Source organism: Roseibium marinum, from assembly GCF_002906165.1.
Taxonomy (GTDB): Bacteria; Pseudomonadota; Alphaproteobacteria; order Rhizobiales; family Stappiaceae; genus Roseibium; species Roseibium marinum.
Window position 1 is genome coordinate 65967 of the sequence record NZ_PPCN01000018.1, and the last position, 22995, is coordinate 88961.

Here is a 22995-nt window from a genome sequence, read left to right on the forward strand (position 1 = left end):
TTCACTCAGGTATCGGTTTGGCAATTCCGCCACAGGTTTCGATCTGAACCCTGGGCCGCCGACTGATTTGAAGGGTATTGGAAGAACGGGAAAAGTCCGTGCTTTGACAGGCGCTCGAGGCCGACCGGTCGCGTTTGCGCAGGCGCCTGGAAACATGGCCGATGGGGCCGTACCCTAATCTTCGATCCAGTGCCACGCGGTTTCGATGTCGGCCTTGTCGAAATGCTTTCCCCCGGACTGCCGTCAATCATTACCGCCAGGCGGTGATCCGCGTCTTTCCGTGGGCCGAGCCATCCAATCGGTTTGGCTGGGTAACCCGCAAACTGGCAATCTGCTTGTCAAACATGCCGATCAGGACCAGTTCATAGCCGCGCAGGCTCCAACGTGTGACGTCTGAGAGTTCCGTGTTCAAACAGCCAAACACCGTCGCGCTGCCACCGCTGCCTTGCCCTTGGCGCAATGTCAGGCGGCACTCCCTGCCGGATATCGAGATGTTCCATTTGCCAACGTAAGACTGGGGAGAAGCTGCGGCATTGTGAGTGTAGCTGTTTCCACCGGATGTCGTCCCCAGCAGGTCTGCGATCATGCCGGCGGCAGCATTGGGATCAACCGACATGTTGACGCTGGTACCTGAACTCTTCTTGTGAATGGTTCCGTCCGAAGACACCCAGCTTTTCGTTTTCGAGCTGGAATAGTCACGACTGATACGCCCGTTGAATGGGGGCGGCATAATCGGTTCGGCACCCGTGAGGGCGGGATCCGTATAAGGCCTGGTCCCGTAGCCCGGGTCGTCGCTTTGGCAACCGGCCAAGAGTAATCCTATAAAAACAGCACCGCTGAAAATTTTGCCTGACTTCACATTCACCCCCAAAAATTCACGTCCAACAGAGTGGATGCGTTACCTGACATTCCACATGGAAACGGCACCTTATAGCAAGCTCACTTGATAGGAACCCGTTTGATGGCATTGTCCCGGTTGACCAAAAAATTGCTGGTTCTGCCGTGGTCAAGTACTTGTAGAATATGGATCATCAAGCTCTGGGGACGATGAAAGCGGCATCTGTCCCGAGGATGTGTGGGCAGGCTTTCACGAGCGCAAAATCAAACGATTACTGTTCATCAACCGCAAGGTTCGTTGAAGACCGGGAGGACTCGCCTTCCAGACCCCTGATCATTTCGCGGGTTCCGTCGTCGGCACGTTCACGGACCTGCCGTGTCAGCGGGTGATAATCCGTGCGATCACGTCCATAGGTCAGGTTGAACTCGTAGAAGCTTGCGCCGGGCGGTGGCATCAGCAGATGCTGGAAGATCGTCTCCAGCTTGTCGAAGGCCTTGGCAAAGCGTGCTTCCACTGACGCGGCCTTGGCGTATTCGTCCCACAGGTCAATCAGGTTCCCCGCCAGATCCTCTGGGAGTGACGTGCAAAGCGTCTGGAAATCGCGCCGCTCACGCTGCTGGCGATCGTCGCCCGGCTGCTGGTCGGGAGCGGGAATGTCCCCGGATATCGCTTCTCCGAGATCGTGGATCAGGCATAGTTTCAAAAGCTTGAGAAAATCGATGCCTGTGAGCTCCTTCTCAAGAAGCAGCACCATGAGCGCAAGCCGCCAACTGTGCTCGGCCGTGCTTTCGGGTCGGCCCTTGCGGGTCGAGCCGGACCGGATCGTGTCCTTCAGTTGTTCGGCGGACTGCAGAAACGTCAGGATTCCGGTCAATCTCTTGTCGTCCATTGGCCGGTCGCAGACGGGAGGAGGGGGTGTCATCTGGGTCATGACGGCAAGAGTAATGGGCTCGCGCATGCCAGACCATGCCGTGAATATTTTATGCGGGAAGCTTGTCCCGGGGGGCTTCGCGCACAAGGCGGGCAAAGCTGCCGTCCGAAAGCGGCAGCCGGGAAATCCTGATCCGGCTTTCGGGGATGGTCATCTCGGGAAAACTTGCCCGCTCGGTATCGTAGAAGATGTCCGCGGACATCGGTTCGAACCAGCCGTGATCCGCCAGTTTGAATTCCATTGCCCGGATACCGTCCGAGGCAAACCGCCAGAGCGGACGGTTCATGAACTGCGCCACGGGCAGGCGCCACTCCCGCGCCCGTGCCGGGGAAATCGCCAGGAGACGGTGAGTGAGATCGCAGACCAGATGAACCGGCTCCGATGCCAGTGTAACCAGCTCCAGCAGCGCCCTGTCGGCGGCCGTTTCCGGCCGGGCGCGCAACAGCCGGATGATTTTCGCTCTTTCCACGCCATCCGGCTGCGCAAGACCGCTCTCCCAGCGGGAAATCCTGCTCTGGGAAACGCCAAGATCACAGGCCAGCGCTTCCTGCTTGACGCGGTTCAGCACCCGCCACCGGCGTAAGGAAGGGCCGAGGCTGGTTTCCAGCACTGCGGTTTCATTCGACATGGAGCGAGCTTAACGCGAAAGCAATCGACGGGGGAGGGAAGATTGCTAGATAGTCTCTATTTGCCGATAGGCCCGGCTGGACACCTGTAAGGTATTGCCATCCGGGTCCTTTGCATTGGCGAATTGATATCCGTCCGCCTGATGAAGCGATCCGAAAACAAGCCCGTGGCTTTTGGCTGTCTCGCAAAAGCCGGGAATATCCTCGATATCGAAGACCAGCTTGACCGCCGCCTGACCAAGTTTTTGCGCTTTTCCAGCCTTGTGCAGCAGGAGCCGCGTACCGCCGCCGGGAGGGATCAGTTCCGTGATCCTGTCTGCAGGCGATTGATGCACCGAAAATCCAAAGTGAAGCGCATAGAACGCGGCGCTGCGTTCCACATCTCTGACGTAAAGAATTACGCGGGTAAGCGGGGCAAAAACTCCGACCTAATCCTGTTCTGTCGGCCGGAGCTCGCCCTGAGTAAAGGCAATGGCCGGGTCCGACGAGTGTTCGACGTTCTCTCCAAGGACAGTCGTCCATTCATGTTTGCGATGTTCATAGACGGAAAAGCGCGGGGCCGGAAACCGAGGATCGGCGAACGCCCCGAGAGGAATGGCGATAACGCCCGGCCATCCTTCGATCACATAAGAGACGGTGGAGCCGCAGGTCGGGCAAAACCTGTAGGTGGCCTTGTGACCGCTGTCGGCAGCCCGATGCCATTCTGAAAACTCTCCGGAAAGGGCCACTTTTTCGTCCGGCCAGCGGGCCTGGGCGGAAAAGGCGCTTCCGGTGCGTTTCTGGCACTCAAGGCAATGACAGACGGAAACGCGCACCGGCTCCCCCTGACAAACCGCCGTCAACTGGCCGCAACGGCACGTGGCTTCACGTATCACCAATGGTCTTCATCCTGTAAAATTTCACAGGGACCATATCAGGAGGTCCGGCGGGATGAAAAGCGGTTCTCTCAAAGCCGATCAGCGGCCCGGCCGGAATTTTCGATAAAACCGTCGATGCACAAACCGGCGGAAATCCGTCAAACGCTCCTTGAACTGAGCGTCGGTCCAGCCCCGACAGGTGATTTCCATCAGCGTGCCCTACCGGGGCTCGCCGAACCGCCGCTTCAAACACCATGGCCGATGATCGCCCGGTTTATCCTGCGCCGCCGGTTGAAGCCGGCACCGTCCTCTCCGGACCTGGCAGCCCGCCACGCCCGTCATCATCGTGGGGTACGGCGAGATGAAGCCGGTTATCCGTGAGGATATCATTTCAAGTGATTTTCGAGAAATTGGCCAAGATCGAACCTGGAGTAATTATTTGAATTATATCAGTAAAAATATATAAAAGAGAAATATATCTAAAGTAATTTAAAGTTTATAAAATATTGATAAGAACCTTATTTGACTTTGTAATTAGAAGGCTAAATATAAAAGCGTCATGAAGTGTAAGTATTCATCAGGGTGTCGGTAATTTAAGCGGGTGTATTTATGAGCAGTAAGCGTCAGGCAGCGGATATCGCTTTTCAAAGCAGGATTTACGACAATGCGATGATGAGGCGGGTCCGGAAAATCCGCGCGGACGGGCAGTATCTCTACCACAAACCGCAAACGCCGGTAGGATCGAACGAGACCGAAATCGACGGCCGCAGGTTCATCCTGCTCGGTTCAACCAACTACCTGGGCCTGGCGCAGGATCCGCGGGTGGTCGAAGCGGCTGGTGAGGCAAGTGAGAAATACGGCTCCTCCTGCACGTCAAGCCGTCTCCTGACAGGTACGCGGCCTGTGCATGAGGAGCTTGAATCCCGCCTTGCGGGCTTCCTTGGCAAGGAAGCCGCTCTCGTCTTCACGACGGGTTACCTTGCCAATATCGGTTCCATCCCGGCCCTGATCGGCCGTCATGACGGCGCGTATTTTGATGCCGAAGTCCATGCGTGCATTGTCGATGGGGTGATGCTCTCAGGCGCGGAGCGCTATCGCATCCGCCACAACAGCGTGGAGGACCTGAGCGCCAAACTGTCTGGGTCAGATCACGAGCGCAAGCTTGTCCTGATCGACAGCATCTATTCCCTGGCGGGTGACGTTGCCCCGCTTGAGCAGATTGTCGACGTTGCCGACGAGAACGGCGCCTGGGTCATGCTGGATGACGCGCATGGGTGCGGTGTCATCGGTCCGCAGGGGCGGGGGCTTGCGCATGCAACGGGTGTGGCCGACCGGATTCCGGTCATCATGGGTGTCTTCAGCAAGTGTTTTGCCTCTACGGGCGGGTTTGTCGCCGGCTCCGCGGAACTCATCGAACATCTTCGCTTCAATGCCCGTTCCTTCCTGTTCAGCAATGCCCTGGCCCCAGCCCAGGCAGCGGCAGCCCTTGCGGCCCTCGATATTCTGATTGCGGAGCCGGAAATCGCTGAACGGGCCTGTGCACTCGGCGAAAGGGCGCGTCTGGCCTTGCGTTCCATGGGATGGCGCTGCGGTGGTGATGGAACCCAGATGGTCCCGGTCCTGATCGGGGACGATGTACTGGCGTTCAAGGTGACCATGGCGCTTGCGGATGCCGGAGTTGTTGTGAGCCCGGCCGTTCATCCCGGTGTGCCGAAGGGCAAGGACCTCCTGCGGGTGACTTTTCCTCCGACCTTGACCGAGGACATGTTCTGGCAGGTTCTGGATGCCTTTCAAACTGTTGCCGCACAATTTCCCGAGGCGCTTTCCGGCGCCGGTGAGGGCGCGGCGAGCGTGGCATGAGAGGACAGGCGCCACAGCATGTGGCCATCACAGGCGCTGGCGGGCAGCTCGGTCGTGCTTTGGTCGATGTCCTGTCGCCTCTGGTCGCGCAGCTTTCGGTGTCCGATCTCGAGGTTCGCGATCTGGACTTCCCCGGGCGCGCTCCATCGCAGGAGCGGGCGGCGGAACTGCATCCGGCATCGGTCGATGTCGGCGATGATGAAGCCCTGAGACGCTGGCTCACGGCCTGCCGGGAGCGTGCACCGCTCGACTGGATTATCGTCAACGCGGGTCTTGGTGGACCGGCTCCGCAAGGAGCTTTCTGCGAGGATCCCGGGCGGACCGCTTCGCTGATCGAGATCAATTTGCTGGCGGCCATCGAACAGTGCCGCATCGCTTCAGAAATGATGATTGGCAACGGCGGCGGACGGATCGTTCTGATCAGTTCGCTTTCGGCGCTGATCGGCTATCCGGATGCGCCTGTCTATGCGGCGACAAAAGCGGGCCTTAGGGCATATGGCCTTTCAATGTCAGTGCGCCTTGCCGGCACCGGCGTCGGTATCACAATCGCACTGCCGGGATTCCTCAGCGAGGGCATGACGGAGGGCGGCTCCTGGCGACCGTTCAGCGTGACCCCTGAGCAGGCTGCGAGGCAGATCGTCAGGGCGGCGAGTTCGGGGCGGACCGAAATCTCCTTCCCGCGTCCCATGTCCGCGGCCATCGGCGCCCTCGGTCTTCTGCCCGCCACCCTGCGCGGGGCGGTCTATCGTCGCTGGTCCGGACGAAGCCAGGTCTTGTCGCGAAGTTAACTTGCCCGTATCGCGTGTACGCGCGGGAGGGGGCAATGCGCCTTACCGGTATTTCTCGATAAAGGCGTCAATCGGCAGTTGACGGAAATCCGGCAAACGCTCCTTGAGCTCAGCGTGTGTCCAGTCCCACCAGGCGATCTCCATGAGTGCTTCTTCCTGGGGGACCGTGAAGCGGCGCTTGATCGGTTTTGCGGCGACACCCCCAACGACGGTATAAGGCGCGACGTCCTTGGAAACCACGGCGCCGGCGGCGATGATCGCGCCGGTGCCGATGGTCACCCCGGCAAGCACGGTGACATTGTGGCCGATCCACACGTCGTGGCCGATAGTCACCCAGTCGTCCTTGCGCCACTGGAAAAAGCCGGCGTCGTCCTCTCCCAGGCCATAGGCCGCCGCGCGGTAGGTGAAATGGTGCTGGGACGCGCGCCAGGTCGCGTGGTTGCCCGGATTGATGCGCACGCGCCGGGCGATGGAGCAGAACTTGCCGATCGTCGACCAGACGACATCGCCGTCCTCGACGATATAGGAATAGTCCCCCATTCCGCTTTCGCGCATTTGCGTACGCGCTCCGACTTCCGTCCAGATGCCGAGTTCGCAATCGACGACCCTTGCCTCGGCGTGAACATTCGGGGCTTCGCTCAGTACGGGTTTTTGCGTCGGGGCGGACATTCGATGCTCCTGGAGGAAAACTGCGGACAGGCGGATGAGGGTTGTAGAGGGCCTGACAAAGCGGGTGATGACGGTTTGATGACATACATATGACGGTATTCAGTTTTTTTAACACTCTTCGCCATTGAATTCCGGAACGCTGCTCGCGTGTCATCTGCAAGCACGATCCGTACCTGCTGTAAAATGCGGCAATTCAATTTTTCTGATCTGTTCGAATAAGCCCATGAATACGAAACTGTATTCTTGAAATCTTCAGGATCGGGCCTCTTGACCTGCCGGATCGTCATTCATCTGTCATAAATCTTTGGCCGTAGGGTCAAGTAACTGTCATCATTTTGTAATGGTCCGATGGCTCTTGTCGCTGGCAAGACGAACAAACACGGACAGGGCTGACGCGTGATTCAATTTCGGGAAGTCACCAAGACCTTCGGGTCTCGGACCGCGGTCAACAAGGTCAGTTTTGATATCGACAAACCCATGATGGTCGGGATCATCGGACGCTCCGGCGCGGGCAAATCGACCCTGCTGCGGATGATCAACAGGCTGACGCCGGCGACTTCCGGCCAGATCCTCTTCGAAGACCGCAATATTCTCGGCCTCAAGGGCGGCATGATGCGCCGCTGGCAGCGCGATTGCGCCATGGTGTTCCAGCAGTTCAACCTGGTTCCGCGTCTCGACGTGGTGACCAATGTCATGCTCGGACGCCTCAACGGCCACGGCACGTTCAAGAGCCTCTTCAATATCTTCGGCGAGGACGACGTCAGGACCGCGCTCACCGCTCTCGACCGTCTCGGCATCGTCCAGGAAGCCACCAAGCGCGCCGAGGAACTGTCGGGCGGCCAGCAGCAGCGCGTGGCGATCGCCCGTGCCCTGATGCAGGACCCGCACATGATCCTGGCGGACGAGCCGATCGCCTCGCTCGACCCCATGAACGCCAAGATCGTCATGGATGCGCTGCGCGAAATCCACGAGCGCGACAACAAGATCGTCGTCTGCAATCTGCACACGCTCGATACGGCGCGCAACTATTGCGACCGGGTGATCGGCATGCGCGACGGGTTCCTGGTTTTTGACGGCACGCCTGACGAGCTGACGACCGACGCCGCCCGCGAGATCTACGGCGCGAATGAAAGCTTCAACGAGGCCGCGACATCCACAGCCATCGATGCCGGCCAGTCCGGTTCACAAGAATCCGCCGGAGCGATGACCCCGGCGGCGGCGGCGGTTTGAGCCGCCCGCGCATCTTCCCAACGTCATCACCATTGAGAACTCTCAGGGAGTGTCCCAAATGAAACTCGTTTCCAAAATTGCCGCGCTTGCTGCTGTCAGCATGATCGCTCTGAACGCTTCTGTTGCCGGCGCGGCAGAAATCACTGAATTCCGCATTGGCATCCTGGGCGGTGAAAACGCTTCGGACCGTCTGCGCGCTTACGAGTGCCTGGAACAGAAAACCGCCGACCTGCTGGGCGTTCCGGTCAAGCTGTTCGCTCCGGCCGACTATAACGGCGTGATCGAAGGCCTGCTCGGCGGCAATCTCGACATGGCCTGGCTGGGCGCTTCCGGCTACGCGAAGGTCTTCCTGACCGATCCGGATGCCGTTGATCCGGTGTTGGTGAAGGTCAACGTCGATGGCAGCTACGGCTACTATTCCATCGGTTTCGCGCGCGTCGACAGCGAGATCAACTCTCTGGAAGACATGAAGGGCAAGAAGTTCGGTTTCGGCGATCCCAATTCCACTTCCGGCTACCTGATCCCGTCCATCGAAATTCCGAAACTCGGCTACTCCATGACCCCGGGCGACTATTTCGGCGATGTCGTTTTCACCGGCGGCCATGAGCAGACCATCGTTGCCGTTTTCAACGGTGATATCGAAGCCGGCGTAACCTGGGCCGACGGTCTGGGTGAATGGGAAGACGGCTACAATTCCGGTGCGCTGCGCAAGGCTACCGACGCCGGTCTGGTCGACATGACGGAAATCAAGGAAATCTGGCGTTCGCCGGTGATCCCGGAAGGTCCGATCGTCCTGTCCAAGAAGCTGCCGGAAGACGTGAAGATCCAGATGACAGCCCTGATGGCGTCTTTGAACTCCCTCGATCCGGAATGCGCTTACGGCGTTGCAGCCGGTGACACCAAAGGCTTCATGCCGATCACCCACGACGCTTACGTCTCCATCGTGGAAGCGCGTAAGGCCAAGAGCGAATAATCGCATCGCTCAAAAAAGAACGCGGGCCGGTCTCCGGTCCGCGTTCTTTGCCATCCGCTTCATCCGGGTTGAAGCGGAGCGGAAGGCCGGGATCCACTAATCACACCAGTAACCACCGAAGCCGGATTTGATGAAAACGGCAATTTTGGTGATTACCGGATTCCTGCTTTCGCAGGCATTGCAAGTTGAAAGTCTGGCATCTGTCTATGTCTACAGAGCGCCGGAGCGGACATTCGAAATCACAACCTGAAGGCTCACCTGACATGGCCGTTGCCGCTCTCGAGCAGGAAATACTGTCGCTGCGCAAACACCGCCAGCTCTATTCCATGATCGGCCTGTTGCTGGTGGTCGCGGTTCTCGTTTCCGGCTATTCGAAATCCAACGAGATGAATTCAGGCGGCTTTCTGCAGGGTCTTTCCAAGTTCTTCGACTATCCCGGTGAAATCGTCGTCGAAGCCTGGCAGGCCGGACCGGCATTTTTCGGTCTGGTCGTGCATTTTTTTCCGGCCATGCTGGAAACGCTGAACATCGCTGGCGTCGCGACCCTTCTCGGCGGCGCGATGGCAATCGTTCTGGCCATGGCCTCCACCCGCAATGTCGACAGCTGGGGTCCGCTCATTCCGGTGGTCCGGCGAATGATGGACATCATGCGCGCCTTTCCGGAGCTGATCGTCGCGCTGTTCCTGATCTTCGTTTTGGGGTCCAGCCCCGTGCCGGCGATGATCGCCGTCGCCTTTCACACGGCCGGCGCGCTGGGCAAGCTGTTTTCCGAGGTCAACGAGAACATCGACCGCAGGCCCATCGAGGGGCTGACCGCATGCGGTGCGAGTTGGCTGCAGCGCATCCGCTTCGCGGTGATGCCGCAAGTCGCGCCGAATTACCTGAGCTATTTCCTGCTGCGCCTTGAAATCAACGTGCGCGCCTCGGCCATTCTCGGCTTCGTCGGCGCGGGTGGTATCGGCCAGGAGCTCCGGAGGACCATCGGCTGGGGCAAGGGCGCGGGCGATGAAACCGCGGCGATCTTCGTGCTCCTGTTTCTCACCATCATGGCCATCGACCAGCTGTCGTCCTACCTGCGTGGCAAGCTGGTCGGCTCCGGCCGGGCGCATTGAGGGGATCTGACATGGCAACCGATACCCTCGAACCGGTCGTGATACTCGACGATGTCTGGCGGAACGTCCGCCGCAGAGCCTGGATCACGGTTCTGGCGCCGTTCGCAGTCGTGGCCTATCTCGTCTACACATGGTTCGCGTTCGACGTGTCGGATCTACTGTCCAGAGCCCAGCCTGAGCGGGCGGCGATCCTGGCAACCGATTCCGTCGCCTACAAGGTTCACGTCACCAAGAACTTCCGTCGCGGCGAGCTGGAAGTCGCGATCGAAGGAGAACGGACGGCGACCTATGACAACGCCGAGGTGCCCGACTGGGTGACGCTGGACGGCGAAAACGCCTTTGTCGATCTCGGCGACGGCTACACCGTCGAGATCAAGGGCAAGACGGCCTATTTCGACGTTCCCGGCTATGGAATGATCGAGACCACAGCCACGGCAAAGGGAGTGGAGACCCGTCTTCCCGAGGGCGAGGTTCCCGACTGGCTCAAGGACGATCCGCGCAAGCTCGACGCACGCCCCAGCCTCGACAAGCGTCTTCAGGTCACCAGGACAAAGATCGAGATCCATAACTATTTCGGCGGTTGGGAAAACTTCTGGTTCCCGTTCAGGTCGCCGCTCTACGGCAAGTCTTTCAGCCAGCTTTATGCGCTCGCGCTCAGTGCCGACAGGTTGGATCCGGACTATTCGAACCTCTGGTTCATCGTTCACGAGTTCCTGGGCAATCCCGACTGGCAGCATGGCGACGTGTTCGTGGCGCTGTTCGAAACGATCATGATGGCCGTGCTCGGAACCATCACGGCAGCCCTGTTCGGTCTGCCGCTGGCCTTTCTGGCGGCGCGCAATTTCACGCCGTCGCAAGTGCTGCGTTTCGGCACCCGCCGGCTGTTCGATTTCCTGCGCGGCATCGACATGCTGATCTGGTCGCTGATCTTTATCCGCGCCTTCGGTCTCGGGCCGCTGACCGGGGCGCTGGCGATCGCCTTCACGGACACCGGTTCGCTGGGAAAATTGTTTTCCGAAGCTCTGGAAAACATCGACAACAGACAGGTGGAAGGCGTCAAGGCGACCGGCGCCAGCCAGATCCAGCGCTACCGCTTTGGCGTGATCCCGCAGATCCTGCCGGTGTTCGTCTCCCAGGTGCTTTATTATCTGGAATCCAATACCCGCTCGGCCACTGTGATCGGCGCACTCGGGGCAGGGGGCATCGGCCTGCTTCTGGTGGAAACCATGAAGACCTCCCGCGACTGGGAAAACACCAGCTACATCATCATTCTCACCATCGTGGTGGTCATTGCGATGGACCAGTCCTCGAGCTGGCTGCGCCGCAGACTGATCGAGGGCAAAAAATCCGGGTGACGCCATCCGTCATTGCTTTTCGCTTGATAACTGCTCCATCCTGATTTGCGCCGCAATTACGTCGCGGTGGCATGGCAGCCTCTTGAACTGATTCGAGGAGGACGGAGCGGGCAATGCGTCAGGGCATGAATTGGAAACTGGCAACTGCGGTTATCGGAAGCGGGCTTTGCCTCTTTCAGGCGGCAGGACCGGCGCAGGCGATCGAAAGCTGTGTCGCGGCTCTGAAGAAACAGGCGATCTCCGCCGGTGTTCGCCCGGAAGTCGCCGAACGCATGCTTTCAGGTGCCACTTTCGACGAGAAAGTCATCCGGTTCTCCACCTCCCAGCCCGAACACAAGACCGAGATCTGGGACTATATGGCCTTTCTGGTCGACGCACAGCGGATCAAGGACGGCAAGTCGAACCTGAAGAAACACGGCAGCACGCTGGCCGCGATCGAAAAACGCTATGGCGTGGATCGCCACGTGGTGCTTGCCGTTTGGGGCATAGAAAGCGACTACGGCCAGTTTCAGGGGGATTTCTATACCCCGCATGCCTTGGCGAATCTTGCCTGCGCGGGAAAGCGCCGCCAGAAATATTTCCGCGGCGAGCTGATCAAGACCTTGCAGATCGCCTCGCGCGGCGATGTTCCGGTTGAGGATTTTCGCGGTTCCTGGGCGGGGGCCTTCGGCCAGACCCAGTTCATGCCGAGCACCTATAACAGTCTGGCGGTCGATTACGACGGCGATGGCCGCAAGGATCTGGTCAACTCGGTGCCCGATGCCCTGGCATCGACGGCCAATTTCCTGAAGAACGCCGGCTGGAAGAACAGCCGCCCCTGGGGTTACGAGGTCAAGGTGCCGGACGGATACTCGGGACCCTCCGGCCGGAAGTCCTATTTCTCGCTCGCCACCTGGGCCAAACGAGGCCTTGTCGGCATCGATGGCAGCCGTCTTTCCGGCAATCTCGAGGCGGCGCTGATCCGCCCGGCCGGGGCGGGTGGACCGGCTTTTCTTGTCACCCGGAACTTCCGGGCGCTGCGCTCCTACAATGCCTCGACATCCTATGGCATGGCGATTGCCCTTCTGTCGGAACTCGTCTCCGGCGGCGATCCGTTCAAGACCCCGTGGCCGACCGATAATCCCGGGCTCTCCCGGGCACAGCGGCTCGACCTTCAAAAGCTGCTGAACAGGAACGGCTTCGACGTGGGAGAACCGGACGGCAAGGTCGGGCCCGCGACGCGGGCAGGGATCCGCAAGGCGGAAGCCAAACATGGCATGCCGGAAACGGGACGGCCGTCCTGGAACGTCTATTACGCCCTTGGGGGACGCTAGAAAGAAAAGCGCCGCTTTCCACTCGCAAGTCCTTCATCCTTAAATTCTTTTAAAAAGATACCGGCATTGCGGTGTGGATTACTTTGTCACGCCCGATACCGGTGCGTATATGCACCGTGTCCGGCAATGGTTTATTGCAATGCGGTAGAGCGCGGCGCAATATATTGGCGGTTTTCTGGAGGATCGGCATGTCGGGACGGATTTTGACTGTTGCGCAGCAAAAGGGCGGCTCGGGAAAAACGACGCTGGCGGCGCATCTCGCTGTGGCACTCGCAAGACAATCGGGTGAACCGGTTGCAATTCTCGATGTCGATCCGCAGGGATCTCTCGGCACCTGGTACGAAGCGCGGGAAAACCGTCTGGGCGAGGACAATACCGGCCTGGAATTTCGCACCGCGTCCGGCTGGGGGGCTCGGCGGGAAGCGAGATCGCTTGCCAGATCCCACGGTTACGTACTGATCGACACAGCGCCCAAGACCGATACCGACGCCAAGCCCGCCATCGACGCCGCCGATTTCGTGATCGTTCCCATCCAGCCGACACCGGTCGATCTATGGGCAACGGCGCAGACTGTCGAACTGGCCGCCCGCGAGGATACGCCCGCGCTGCTGGTTCTCAACCGGGTGCCGCCCCGCGCTTCCCTTACGGAAGAAATGGCGGACGCGATCAAGGCTTCCGGTTACGATGCTCTGAACGCCCGCCTGGGAAACCGCACCGTGTTCGCGGCGGCTATGGGAAGGGGGCACTCGGTGATGGAGGAAGCACCCTCCAGCAAGGCGGCGCTGGAAGTCGGCCTTTTGGTCGAAGAGCTGATCGCCCGGATCGAGTAATACCCGGCCTCTTGCCGGGCGTCCGGCAAGCATTTTCCGATGCATGCTGGCTAAGGACGTCCGGTCAGAACGTCATAGGCATTTTTTTTGCCCGTGCATTTTTGCCTTGTCCTCGTCATGATCCGGTGCCTTGATGGTGAAAATTCTAGGCCCGGGAGGTCTGGCCATGTCTCTTTTTTCGCGGTTCTCTTTTAGATTTCAGTCATTTTCAGGACATCAGATGAAAAACGGTCGCAATTCCATCGCTCTTGCCATGGTCCTGACTTCGGTGCTGGGCTGGAGCGCGGGTTTCCCGGTTTCACCGGCCGAAGCCCAGGACCGGCGCATTGTCACCATTGAAGACGCTGACTTTTTCGGCAGCGACTATCGGACGGTGAAGGACGTCGACATTGAAGGGTGCAAGTCCGCCTGCCTGCAGGACAGTCAATGCCGCGCTTTCACGTTCAACACCTCCGCCGGCTGGTGCTTCCTGAAATCCGACTTCGGTGAATTGCAGGGCTTTTTGGGAGCCGTTGCGGGCCGCGTTGTCGAAGTTCAGGCCCCGAGGCCGGATCTGAGCGCCGACCGGAAAGCCGAACTTACGTACCTGCCGCAATCGCAGATCGAGGCGGCGGAGACCTATTCTCTCGGCATTGCCAATTCCGTCCAGCCCCGTGGCCAGAGCGCGGATCAGCTCCGCCGTGACGGTCAGGCAGCTCTGTCCAACCGGAACGGGTCGCTGGCGGAGGCCGATTTCCTCCAGTTGATCGTACTGGAGCCCGGTGACTTCGATGTCTGGAGACAGTTGACAACCGCGTTGCTTCTGCAGGAGCCGGAGAAATGGCAGGAGCGGGAGAACAAGCAGAAAAACGCGGTCTCCGCCGCCGTCAACGCCTATTTGCGCGCGGTGAGCGTCCCTGAGCAGGCTTTGGCGCTTGAACTTTTGAGCCGGTCGCTGGAACGGCGCAGCGAGTTCAAGACTGCGATCAAGGCCATGCGCGCGTCCCTGGCGCTTGAGGAGAACTCGAGCCTGCGCTCGCGCTATGACGGGATGGTGGCGAAACACGGCTTCCGGATTGTCGATCATCAGGTGGACTCCGACAGTGTTTCTCCGCGCATCTGTCTCGTTTTTTCGCAGAAGCTGCCGCTCGGACAGGACATGAACCCCTATGTCACCGTACGCGGCGAGGGGTTCCTGTCGATCGAGGCGGAGGACAGTCAGATCTGTGTGGACGGCCTTCAGCACGGCAAGCGCTACCAGATGACCGCGCGCAGCGGTCTTCCGGCTGCGGACGGTGAAAAGCTTGAGAAATCCGTCGAGATATCCGCCTATGTGAAAGACCGCACCCCGTCGGTGAATTTCCTCGGCCGCTCCTATGTTCTTCCTTCCGGCGGCAATCCGACCATTCCCATTGTCTCGGTCAACACCAGTGAAGTGGAAACGACGATCTTCAGGATTGGCGACCGGTCCGTCGCCGAAGTCCTGCGGGACAACAAGTTCCTGCGCCAGCTCAACACCTATGAGGCGGATCAAATCGGCGACGAGCTTGGAGAAAAAGTCTGGTCCGGCATCGTGGAAACCGAAAATCGGCTCAATCAGGACATCACGACGGCGATACCGGTAAGCGAAACCGGCATCGAATTGAAACCGGGTATCTATGCCATGACGGCGCGCTCCAGGCTTGACCTGCAGAATCGCTGGGGCGCACTGGCAACGCAATGGTTCCTCGTCTCGGACCTGGGCGTGACCGCGCTCACCGGGGATGACGGCATCGCGGCGAATATCCGCTCGCTGTCCACCGCGGAGGCTCTTGAAGGCGTGACGGTCCGGCTCCTTGCCGTGAATAACGAGATTCTCGGCGAGACAAGCTCCAATGCCGAAGGATTCGCGGAATTCGCTCCCGGTCTGACACGCGGCCGCGGCGGCCGGGCCCCCGGCATACTGGTCGCGGAAACCGGCACCGGTGACTATTCCTTCCTCGATCTGCGCAAACCGGCGTTCGATCTTTCGGATCGGGGCGTCGAGGGACGTCCCGCGCCCGGACCGCTGGACGTGTTCGCCTGGACCGATCGCGGCATCTACAAGGCCGGGGAAACCGTTCATGCCCAGGCGCTGCTGCGCAATGCGAGCGCCGTCGCGCAGGAAGATTTTCCGCTGACACTGGTCTTTACCCGTCCGGACGGTGTCGAACACGCCCGCTTCACCGTCAATGACAGCGGTCTCGGCGGTCACCTGCAGGACCTGACACTTGCGCAATCTGCGCAGCAGGGTATCTGGTCCTGGCATGTTTTTGCCGACCCGAAGGGCAGCTCCCTGGCGCAGGAAACCTTCCTGGTGGAGGATTATCAGCCCGAACGGGTCGATTTCGAGCTTGAGACCGGGGCGAAGACCTTCAGCCGGACCGAGCCTACGGAAATTACGCTCAGCGCCAAATTCCTCTATGGCTCTCCCGCGAGCGGGCAGTCGCTGGAAGGGGACATTATCCTTCGCCCGGTCCGCACCCTGGAGGCATATCCGGGCTATCTGTTCGGACTGGAGGATGAGGAAACCTATTCGCAGCGCGGTGAGATCCCTTCCGGTCTGAAAACCGATGACGATGGCACGCTCAGCTTCGACGTCAGCCTTCCGGACCTGCCGGAGACGACGCTGCTCTACGACAGCGAGCTGAATGCGCGTCTTGTCGAGGCCGGCGGGCGTTATGTCGAGCGGAACCTGGATCTGCCGGTTGCCCTCGACGGCCCGCGGATCGGCATCAAGCCGGCTTTCGACGGCGGTGTCGACGAGGGCGGACCCGCCGATTTCTCCGTCATTGCCGTTGGTGTCGATGGCGAGGAGCAGACGGCTTCCGGGCTTGGCTGGACGCTTTCCAAGATCGACCGCCGCTATCAGTGGTACCGCCTGGACGGACGCTGGTCCTACGAACCCATCACCACCTCGCGGCGCGTGGCCAGCGGTGAGATCGAGACCGGCTCCGGTGCGCCCGCCCGGTTGTCGCTGCCGGTCGAATGGGGTGAATACCGGCTGGAAGTTCAGGGCAGCGGTGCCCTTCAAACCTCCAGCAGTGTCACTTTCGACGCCGGCTGGTACACCGCGGACGCCACGTCCGATACGCCGGATTATCTTGATGTCGGGTTGGACAAGTCGAGCTACAGGCCCGGCGACACCGCCATCTTGCGGCTGAAACCGCAGATGGCCGGGATCGCCGTCGTCAATGTCGTGTCGGGGGGCCTCCTTGCCAGCCGGACGGTGGAAGTGACCGGTGAGGAAACCGAGGTGGAAATTCCGGTCAGCGATGACTGGGGGGCGGGGGCCTATATCACGGCCAGCCTCTATCGGCCGATGGATCTCGACCAGAAGCGCATGCCTTCGCGGGCTATCGGTCTTTCCTGGCTGCAGGTCGATCCGGGCAGCCGCGCCATCGACGTTGAGCTGTCCGCGCCTGACCGGATCCTGCCGGAAACGACGCTGGAAGTCCCGGTCCGGCTCGCCAACCTCGAACCCGGCACACAGGCTTATCTCACGGTGGCGGCTGTCGATGTCGGCATCCTGAACCTCACGCGATACGAAACACCGGATCCGGAAGGCTGGTATTTCGGCCAGCGGCGTCTCGGCACCGATGTCCGCGACCTCTACGGCCAGTTGATCGACCGCATGGCCGGTGCGATGGGGCGGGTCCGCTCCGGTGGCGATGCCATGGGGATGCGTCTGGACGCACCGCCGCCGGATGAAGAGCCGGTCGCGCTGTTCTCCGGCCTTGTGGATGTGGGAACCAACGGCGAAGCCACGGTTTCCTTCGACATCCCTGCCTTCAACGGCGCCCTGAAATTGATGGCGGTGGCCTGGACGAAGGACGGGGTCGGTCATGCGGACCGGCAGGTGGAAGTACGTTCGCCCGTCGTGATGACGGCAAGCGCGCCGGCGTTTCTGGCGCCGGGAGACCAGTCGCGCCTGGCCATTGAGATCGACAATGTAGACGGCGCGGCCGGCGCCTATGAGCTGGATATCTCCGTCGCGGACGGCCTGACGCTGCAGGACGGCACTGCGCTCCAGAACCGGACGCTTGAAATCGAACAGGGCAAGAAGGCTCTCGTTCTCCTGCCGGTTTCCGCGGGCGAAGAGGCCGGCGAGAGTGAAGTCGTCGCTTCGCTCACCGGGCCGGAGGGCAAGACCTATATCAAGCGCTTCAGTGTCGAGATCAGGGACACCCAGCCCCAAGTGGTTCGAAGATCTTCCTTCCAGTTGGCCTCGGGCGGAAGCCTGACGCTGTCCGCCGACAGTTTCGATGGTTTGCGGCCTGAGACCGTCAAGGTGACCCTGACCGCGGGCGGCGCGGCGAGTATTGACGTCGCGGGCCTGCTGGATGCGCTGGATCGCTATCCGTTCGGCTGCACGGAACAGACCACCAGCCGTGCGCTGCCGCTGCTTTATCTGAGTGACGTCGCCGAGGCCGCTGGTCTCGGCTCGGACAGTGCTATCCGCGAACGGGTGGTCAAGGCGATTGGGCGGGTCCTGGCCAATCAGTCGTCCTCCGGCGATTTCGGTCTTTGGAACAGTTACGGCGGTGGCGACACCTGGCTTGACGCCTATGTGACGGATTTCCTCACCCGCGCGAAGGAAAAGGGCTATCAGGTTCCCGAAATCGCCTTCACCACGGCACTGGACAATCTTGAGAACCGGCTCGCCTACGCGTCCGATTTCCAGGATGGCGGCGAGGGGATCGCCTATGCGCTCTACGTGCTGGCCCGCAACGGCCGCGCTTCCATGGGCGATCTGCGGTATTATCTCGATGCGAGGCTGCAAAGCTTCGCAACGCCTCTGGCAAAGGCCCAACTGGCGGCCAGCCTGGCGTTGTATGGCGAGCGTCAGCGCGCGGAAACCGGGTTCAAGGCCGCTCTTGCCGCCTTGCCGCAGGATGAACAGCGGAGCTACCGGGACGATTACGGTTCTGTCCTGCGGGACAGCGCCGGCGTGACCGACTATGTCGTCTCCACATCCATGGGCCCCGCCCTGACCGGTGAAGCGGTCGAATTCCTGAAAACCGCGCAGACAAGCGCCTCCTGGCGCTCGACACAGGACATGGCCTGGCTGCTTCTCGCCGCACAGGCCCTGAACGAATCGGCGCGGGAAGCCCGGATCTCGGTTGACGGCGAGGAAACGCCCGGCCGCCTTGCCTGGTCTCTTGAAGGCAGTGAGATCGCCACGGATGCGACCGACGTGACGAACAACGGCAGCGAGGCGACGGATCTCCTGGTTTCGGTCTTCGGTCAGCCGGTGACGCCGGAACCCGCTGGCGGCAAGGATTTTGCGGTCGAACGCACGGTTTATGATCTGGACGGCAATCCGGTGGATCCTTCCGCGGTCCCCGTCAACACCCGCCTGGCCGTCGTGGTGACGGTCCGTGCGCTGACGGACCAGCCGGGACGGCTGATGGTGGTCGACCGGCTGCCGGCCGGTCTTGTCATCGACAATCCGCGCCTGGTTCGCTCCGGCGACCTTGGCGGCCTGTCGTTCCTATCCACCATCGATCAGCCCGAATATTCCGCCTTCTATTCCGACCGCTTCGAAGTGGCGGTGGATCAGACCCGGCAGGGCGGCAAGGAGATGACCTTCGCTTACCTTGCCCGTGCGGCAACGCCGGGGACATTTGCCCATCCTCCCGCGTCCGTTGAAGACATGTACCGGCCGGACCGGCGCGCGATCACAGCAACCGGCCGCTTTGTCGTGCTCGGGCCGACCCGCTAGGCCGCGTGGACGAATTGGAGGTGCATTTCGTGAGAAAAGAGGCGAGAGATGGCGGGGAAAGATCCGCGGAGCGTATCGGCGATACGGTCAAGGATTTTTTCGCGCCGGATCGAAGCCTCTTGTCTCACCCGAAGGGCCGGGCCTCCATCGCCCCATCCCCGCGCCAATCCGTCTTGATGATGCCCCGGCATCATCCGCACCGGATTGACTTGATCTTGAACGATGCGGCTCCCGGCGAAATGCATCTCCAATTCGTCCACACGGCCTAGGGCCGATAGGTCAGGAAAATGAGGCTACGGCTGCGGCAGGACTGGCGCGAATACCGGCGGTGGGCGATCGCCGCCGGATTTGGAGCGGTCGTGCTCGCTGCAGGCGGAGCGCTCAAGGTCAGCCACGACTTCAACGCACTGCCGCCCCCGCCGCAAATCGGCGACCTGTCTCTTTCGGTCGTGGTGCTTGACCGGGACGACAGGCTCCTGAGAGCGTTCACCAGCAGCGATGACAAGTGGCGCCTGCCGGTCGAACTGGAAGAGATCGATCCGCTCTATTTCAAAATGCTGCTTGCCTTCGAGGACAGGCGGTTTTTCGACCATGGCGGGATCGATGTCCGGGCGTTGGTCCGGTCTGCCCTCCAGAGTGTCCGTGCCGGACGCATCGTCTCGGGCGGCTCCACCTTGACCATGCAGGTGGCGAGACTTCTGGACGAGGCGCCCACAAGGACCTTCAGGCGGAAATACGAGCAGTTTCTGAAAGCCGTTCAGCTCGAGCGGAGCCTGTCCAAGCAGGACATCCTGCGGCTCTATGCGCTTCGGGCTCCCTTCGGAGGCAATCTTGAAGGTATCCGCGCCGCCAGCCTGACATGGTTCGGCAAGGAACCCGGACGCCTGACGCCGGCGGAGGTCGCCCTGCTGATTGCCCTGCCGCAGAGCCCGGAAGCACGGCGGCCCGACCGTTTCCCGGATAATGCGCGTGCGGCGCGCAACCGGGTGTTGGCGCGCGCCGCCTCCGCAGGTGTCCTCACCCGCGAGGATGCGATGTCCGCCGCCGCCGAGCCAGTACGGGCGAGGCGGCACTCAATGCCCTTCCTGGCGCCCCACGAAAGCCGGGAAGCCCGCCTGACCGGTCCGCCGCTGAAACCGGTGCACAGGCTGACGATCGACGCCGACCTGCAGGCGGCGCTCGAGAAGCTCTCCCGCCAGAAGATCGGCTCCTACCCCAAGCCGGTTTCAATGGCCATCTTGGTCGCCGACCATCGGAACGGCGAAATCCTGGCAAGCGTCGGCGCTCCGGACCTTCTGGACAACGCCAGGCAGGGGCATGTCGATATGACCCGCGCGTTCCGGTCTCCCGGATCGACGCTCAAACCTTTCATCTACGGACTGGCTTTCGAGGAGGGAATAGGTCTTCCGGAGAGCTATATCGACGACCGGCCAACGGATATCGGCGGTTACAAGCCGACGAATTTCGATCAGGCCTATCAGGGTACCGTCACGCTTCGCGAGGCGTTGCAGCTTTCCCTGAATACGCCGGCGGTGCAGCTGCTGGAGGCCGTCGGGCCCGCAAGGCTGATGGCCAGGCTCAAACGGGCCGGTGTGCGGCCCGTTCTGGAAAAAGGCGCCGCGCCGGGCCTTGCGATCGGCCTTGGCGGGCTCGGCCTGACCTTGAGGGATCTGACTCAGCTCTATGCGTCCCTGGCACGGCAGGGCGAACCGGTTTCCCTGTCTGTCTGCCGCGCGGAATGCGATCGCGATTCCATACCTTATATGGGGCCAGATACCGGATTAGGTCAGACCGCCGATGTTCTGTCCCGCAAGTCGGCATGGCTGGTGAGCGACATTCTCTCCGGTCTTCCCCAGGCTCGGGGGACTGAAGCTTCCCATATCGCTTACAAAACCGGTACGGCCTATGGCTACCGGGATGCATGGGCGGTCGGCTATGACGGGCGGTATGTGGTCTCTGTCTGGCTCGGCCGGCCGGACGGAACGCCGGTTCCCGGGGAAACCGGGGCCGGTGCCGCGGTTCCTGTCCTGTTCGAAATCTTCCAGAAACTCGGCCCCGGCCGCAGGCCACTGCCCGAAGCGCCACCGGAAGTCCTTCAGGCGGCGAACCGGGAGGTGCCGGCGCCGCTCAGATATGCGCGGCTGCCCGGCCGCCACGAAGCGGCGCGCTTCGCAGACGCCTTGAGAATATCCTATCCGCCCGACGGCGCCGAACTGGATCTTGGACTCGGCGCGCCCGGCAGCGGGGAACCGCAGGCTCAGCCGCTCGTCGTCAAGCTCAAGGGCGGCGCCGGTCCGTTTTCGGTTCTGATCAACGGAACACCACTTGACGAAAAGGCGCGCAGACACCAACTGGTCTGGCACCCGGACGCACCGGGGTTCCTGAACGTGACAATCCTCGACGCCAATGGGGAAAGCGCGGGGATCACCGTCTTCCTGCGCTGATTTATAGCGTGTCGCGTTCAAGCGGATTGATGGATTCAGGAAGACGCCCGAGGCAGCGTTCGCATTGCGAATGCGTTCGGGCGATTTCCTGAATTCAATTTAATACGACATGCTTTGGGGTGGGCATTTGGCCTGTTTTCTTGGGGGGGGGGACCTTGGTCGCTCCAAGAGACAGGCACGAATCTCCACTCACTCATATTGCAGCGTAAGTGCGCCGATTGGCCCAGGCTTCATGCCAACGCCTGTTTTTCCCGGAATTCGGAGAGTTTTCGCGCGTACCAAATTGTACGCTAGGGGAAGGTGCATTTTTTAGGCGAAATTATGATCGAATTTTGTCTTGATGTGTATTTCTTCTATAAGTAAATAGAATATGTACGGATATACCATAGAATCGAAGCCTGTGTCGTATTACTATTTTGCATTGCAGCGTAACAGCGCTGCTATATTTTTGTATTATTTATTTATTTCTTGAGAGTAAGCTATCCATCCATAGATTTGATTTTTAATATATAGTTGAATATCAAGATTCATTTTCAACAAAATGCCGTAGGGGAGGGCAAAAAGTGTTGCAATACAATATGTTGCAAAAAACACACATGCTGTGCGGTCCTTGCCTTATTTGGCCATTTTGAGCTTGCTGACGAGTCTCAAGTTTGGTTCTTGGAGCCTGCGACGGCGAGTAATCGTCAGTAAAAACGGTTCGTTTGAATAATTTGGATCGTTTTTTTAGGAAATCGCGGGGACGGGATCTGCCAATCCTTTTCAAGGTGCGGCTCAGGTTCCAATAGAAATTGACTTTGGAGGTCAGATAATGAAACTCAAGAGCTTGATGCTCGGCGCTGCAGCAGCTGCTGCCGCTACCACCGCCCAGGCAGCCGATCTCCCGGTTGCTCCGGAGCCGGTTGACTACGTTCGCGTCTGTGACGCTTACGGCGCACGCTTCTATTACATCCCGGGCACCGAAACCTGCCTCCGCGTTGGCGGCCGTGTTCGTACCCAGGTTGTGATCAACAACGTTCTGGACGATGGTGCATGGAGCGCCCGCGACACTGACGGTTACTCCTGGCTGGCTCGTGGTTATCTGTACCTCGACGCTCGCACGGCTACCGAATTCGGTACGCTGCGCGCTTACGTCTCCATGTTCGGCAACTCCACCAATGGCGACAACTCCGGTTTCGCTATGGACAATGCCTACATCCAGTGGGGCGGCCTGACGGCTGGTCGTCTGGGTTCAAACTTCGACATCTTCACCGGTCAGGCGTTCATGGGTGTTGTCGGCCGTGATTGGTCCGATACTACTCTGAACCAGGTTGCTTACACCGCTGCTTTCGGCAACGGCTTCTCCGCAACCATCGCTCTTGAAGATCGTTCGAGCCGCGAATCCGGCACCTACGGCGGCACTCGCATGCCGGACGTCGTTGCTGCTCTCGGCATCTCCCAGGGTTGG

General features: G+C 60.3%; 17 protein-coding genes. 11 read left to right on the forward strand and 6 right to left on the reverse strand.

The genetic code is table 11. The features are described 5' to 3' along the window. Positions 1 to 250: 250 nt before the first annotated feature. From CLV41_RS25765 to CLV41_RS25785, 5 genes are all read right to left on the reverse strand, one after another. On the reverse strand, positions 251 to 859 hold the full coding sequence (locus CLV41_RS25765) for an AprI/Inh family metalloprotease inhibitor (RefSeq protein ID WP_146048642.1): 609 nt from the start codon (positions 857 to 859) through the stop codon (positions 251 to 253). A 250-nt stretch (positions 860 to 1109) separates the two neighbouring features. Beyond that, positions 1110 to 1796: an HD domain-containing protein gene (locus CLV41_RS25770; protein WP_235867259.1), complete on the reverse strand. Its 687-nt coding sequence runs from the start codon at positions 1794 to 1796 to the stop codon at positions 1110 to 1112. Positions 1797 to 1818: 22 nt separating this feature from the next. Further along, positions 1819 to 2397, reverse strand: coding sequence for a helix-turn-helix domain-containing protein (locus tag CLV41_RS25775; protein ID WP_103225371.1), 579 nt, complete (start codon positions 2395 to 2397; stop codon positions 1819 to 1821). A 45-nt stretch (positions 2398 to 2442) separates the two neighbouring features. Beyond that, the gene (locus CLV41_RS25780) at positions 2443 to 2793 is read right to left on the reverse strand and encodes a VOC family protein (RefSeq protein WP_103225372.1); all 351 of its coding nucleotides are present in this window, start codon (positions 2791 to 2793) and stop codon (positions 2443 to 2445) included. Between the two features lie 30 nt (positions 2794 to 2823). Further along, positions 2824 to 3270: a GFA family protein gene (locus tag CLV41_RS25785; RefSeq protein WP_456238942.1), complete on the reverse strand. Its 447-nt coding sequence runs from the start codon at positions 3268 to 3270 to the stop codon at positions 2824 to 2826. Between the two features lie 591 nt (positions 3271 to 3861). Here CLV41_RS25785 and CLV41_RS25790 point away from each other — a divergent pair. Next, a complete protein-coding gene (locus tag CLV41_RS25790; protein WP_103225374.1) occupies positions 3862 to 5112 on the forward strand; it encodes an aminotransferase class I/II-fold pyridoxal phosphate-dependent enzyme in 1251 nt (416 codons plus the stop codon). Further along, complete coding sequence (locus tag CLV41_RS25795; protein WP_103225375.1) at positions 5109 to 5900, forward strand: SDR family NAD(P)-dependent oxidoreductase; 792 nt, start codon at positions 5109 to 5111, stop codon at positions 5898 to 5900. Before CLV41_RS25790 ends, CLV41_RS25795 begins: the two co-directional genes overlap by 4 nt. Before the next feature lie 42 nt (positions 5901 to 5942). Here CLV41_RS25795 and CLV41_RS25800 read toward each other — a convergent pair whose 3' ends face one another. Beyond that, positions 5943 to 6569, reverse strand: coding sequence for a DapH/DapD/GlmU-related protein (locus CLV41_RS25800; RefSeq protein WP_103225376.1), 627 nt, complete (start codon positions 6567 to 6569; stop codon positions 5943 to 5945). 396 nt (positions 6570 to 6965) lie between these two features. On the opposite strand from CLV41_RS25800, the gene phnC reads away from it, so the two are divergent. The 9 genes from phnC to CLV41_RS25850 all read left to right on the forward strand — a co-directional run. After that, positions 6966 to 7799 (forward strand): phosphonate ABC transporter ATP-binding protein, encoded by an 834-nt coding sequence (gene phnC / locus CLV41_RS25805; protein WP_103225377.1) that lies wholly within the window; start codon positions 6966 to 6968, stop codon positions 7797 to 7799. Positions 7800 to 7857: 58 nt separating this feature from the next. After that, a complete protein-coding gene (gene phnD / locus CLV41_RS25810) occupies positions 7858 to 8772 on the forward strand; it encodes a phosphonate ABC transporter substrate-binding protein (RefSeq protein WP_103225378.1) in 915 nt (304 codons plus the stop codon). A gap of 263 nt (positions 8773 to 9035) precedes the next feature. Beyond that, positions 9036 to 9884, forward strand: a complete 849-nt coding sequence (gene phnE / locus CLV41_RS25815; RefSeq protein WP_103225379.1) for a phosphonate ABC transporter, permease protein PhnE — start codon at positions 9036 to 9038, stop codon at positions 9882 to 9884. A gap of 11 nt (positions 9885 to 9895) precedes the next feature. After that, positions 9896 to 11239 (forward strand): phosphonate ABC transporter, permease protein PhnE, encoded by a 1344-nt coding sequence (gene phnE, locus CLV41_RS25820; protein ID WP_103225380.1) that lies wholly within the window; start codon positions 9896 to 9898, stop codon positions 11237 to 11239. 113 nt (positions 11240 to 11352) lie between these two features. Continuing rightward, entirely contained in the window at positions 11353 to 12552 is a 1200-nt protein-coding gene (locus CLV41_RS25825) for a lytic murein transglycosylase (protein WP_408014294.1), read from the forward strand. 188 nt (positions 12553 to 12740) lie between these two features. Beyond that, positions 12741 to 13382, forward strand: a complete 642-nt coding sequence (parA, locus tag CLV41_RS25830) for a ParA family partition ATPase (RefSeq protein ID WP_103225381.1) — start codon at positions 12741 to 12743, stop codon at positions 13380 to 13382. 220 nt (positions 13383 to 13602) lie between these two features. Further along, entirely contained in the window at positions 13603 to 19104 is a 5502-nt protein-coding gene (locus tag CLV41_RS25835) for an alpha-2-macroglobulin family protein (RefSeq protein WP_103225382.1), read from the forward strand. Positions 19105 to 19391: 287 nt separating this feature from the next. After that, positions 19392 to 21548, forward strand: a complete 2157-nt coding sequence (pbpC, locus tag CLV41_RS25845) for a penicillin-binding protein 1C (RefSeq protein WP_103225384.1) — start codon at positions 19392 to 19394, stop codon at positions 21546 to 21548. Between the two features lie 811 nt (positions 21549 to 22359). Next, the coding region (locus CLV41_RS25850; protein ID WP_146048643.1) for a porin at positions 22360 to 22995 on the forward strand (636 nt) is incomplete at its 3' end.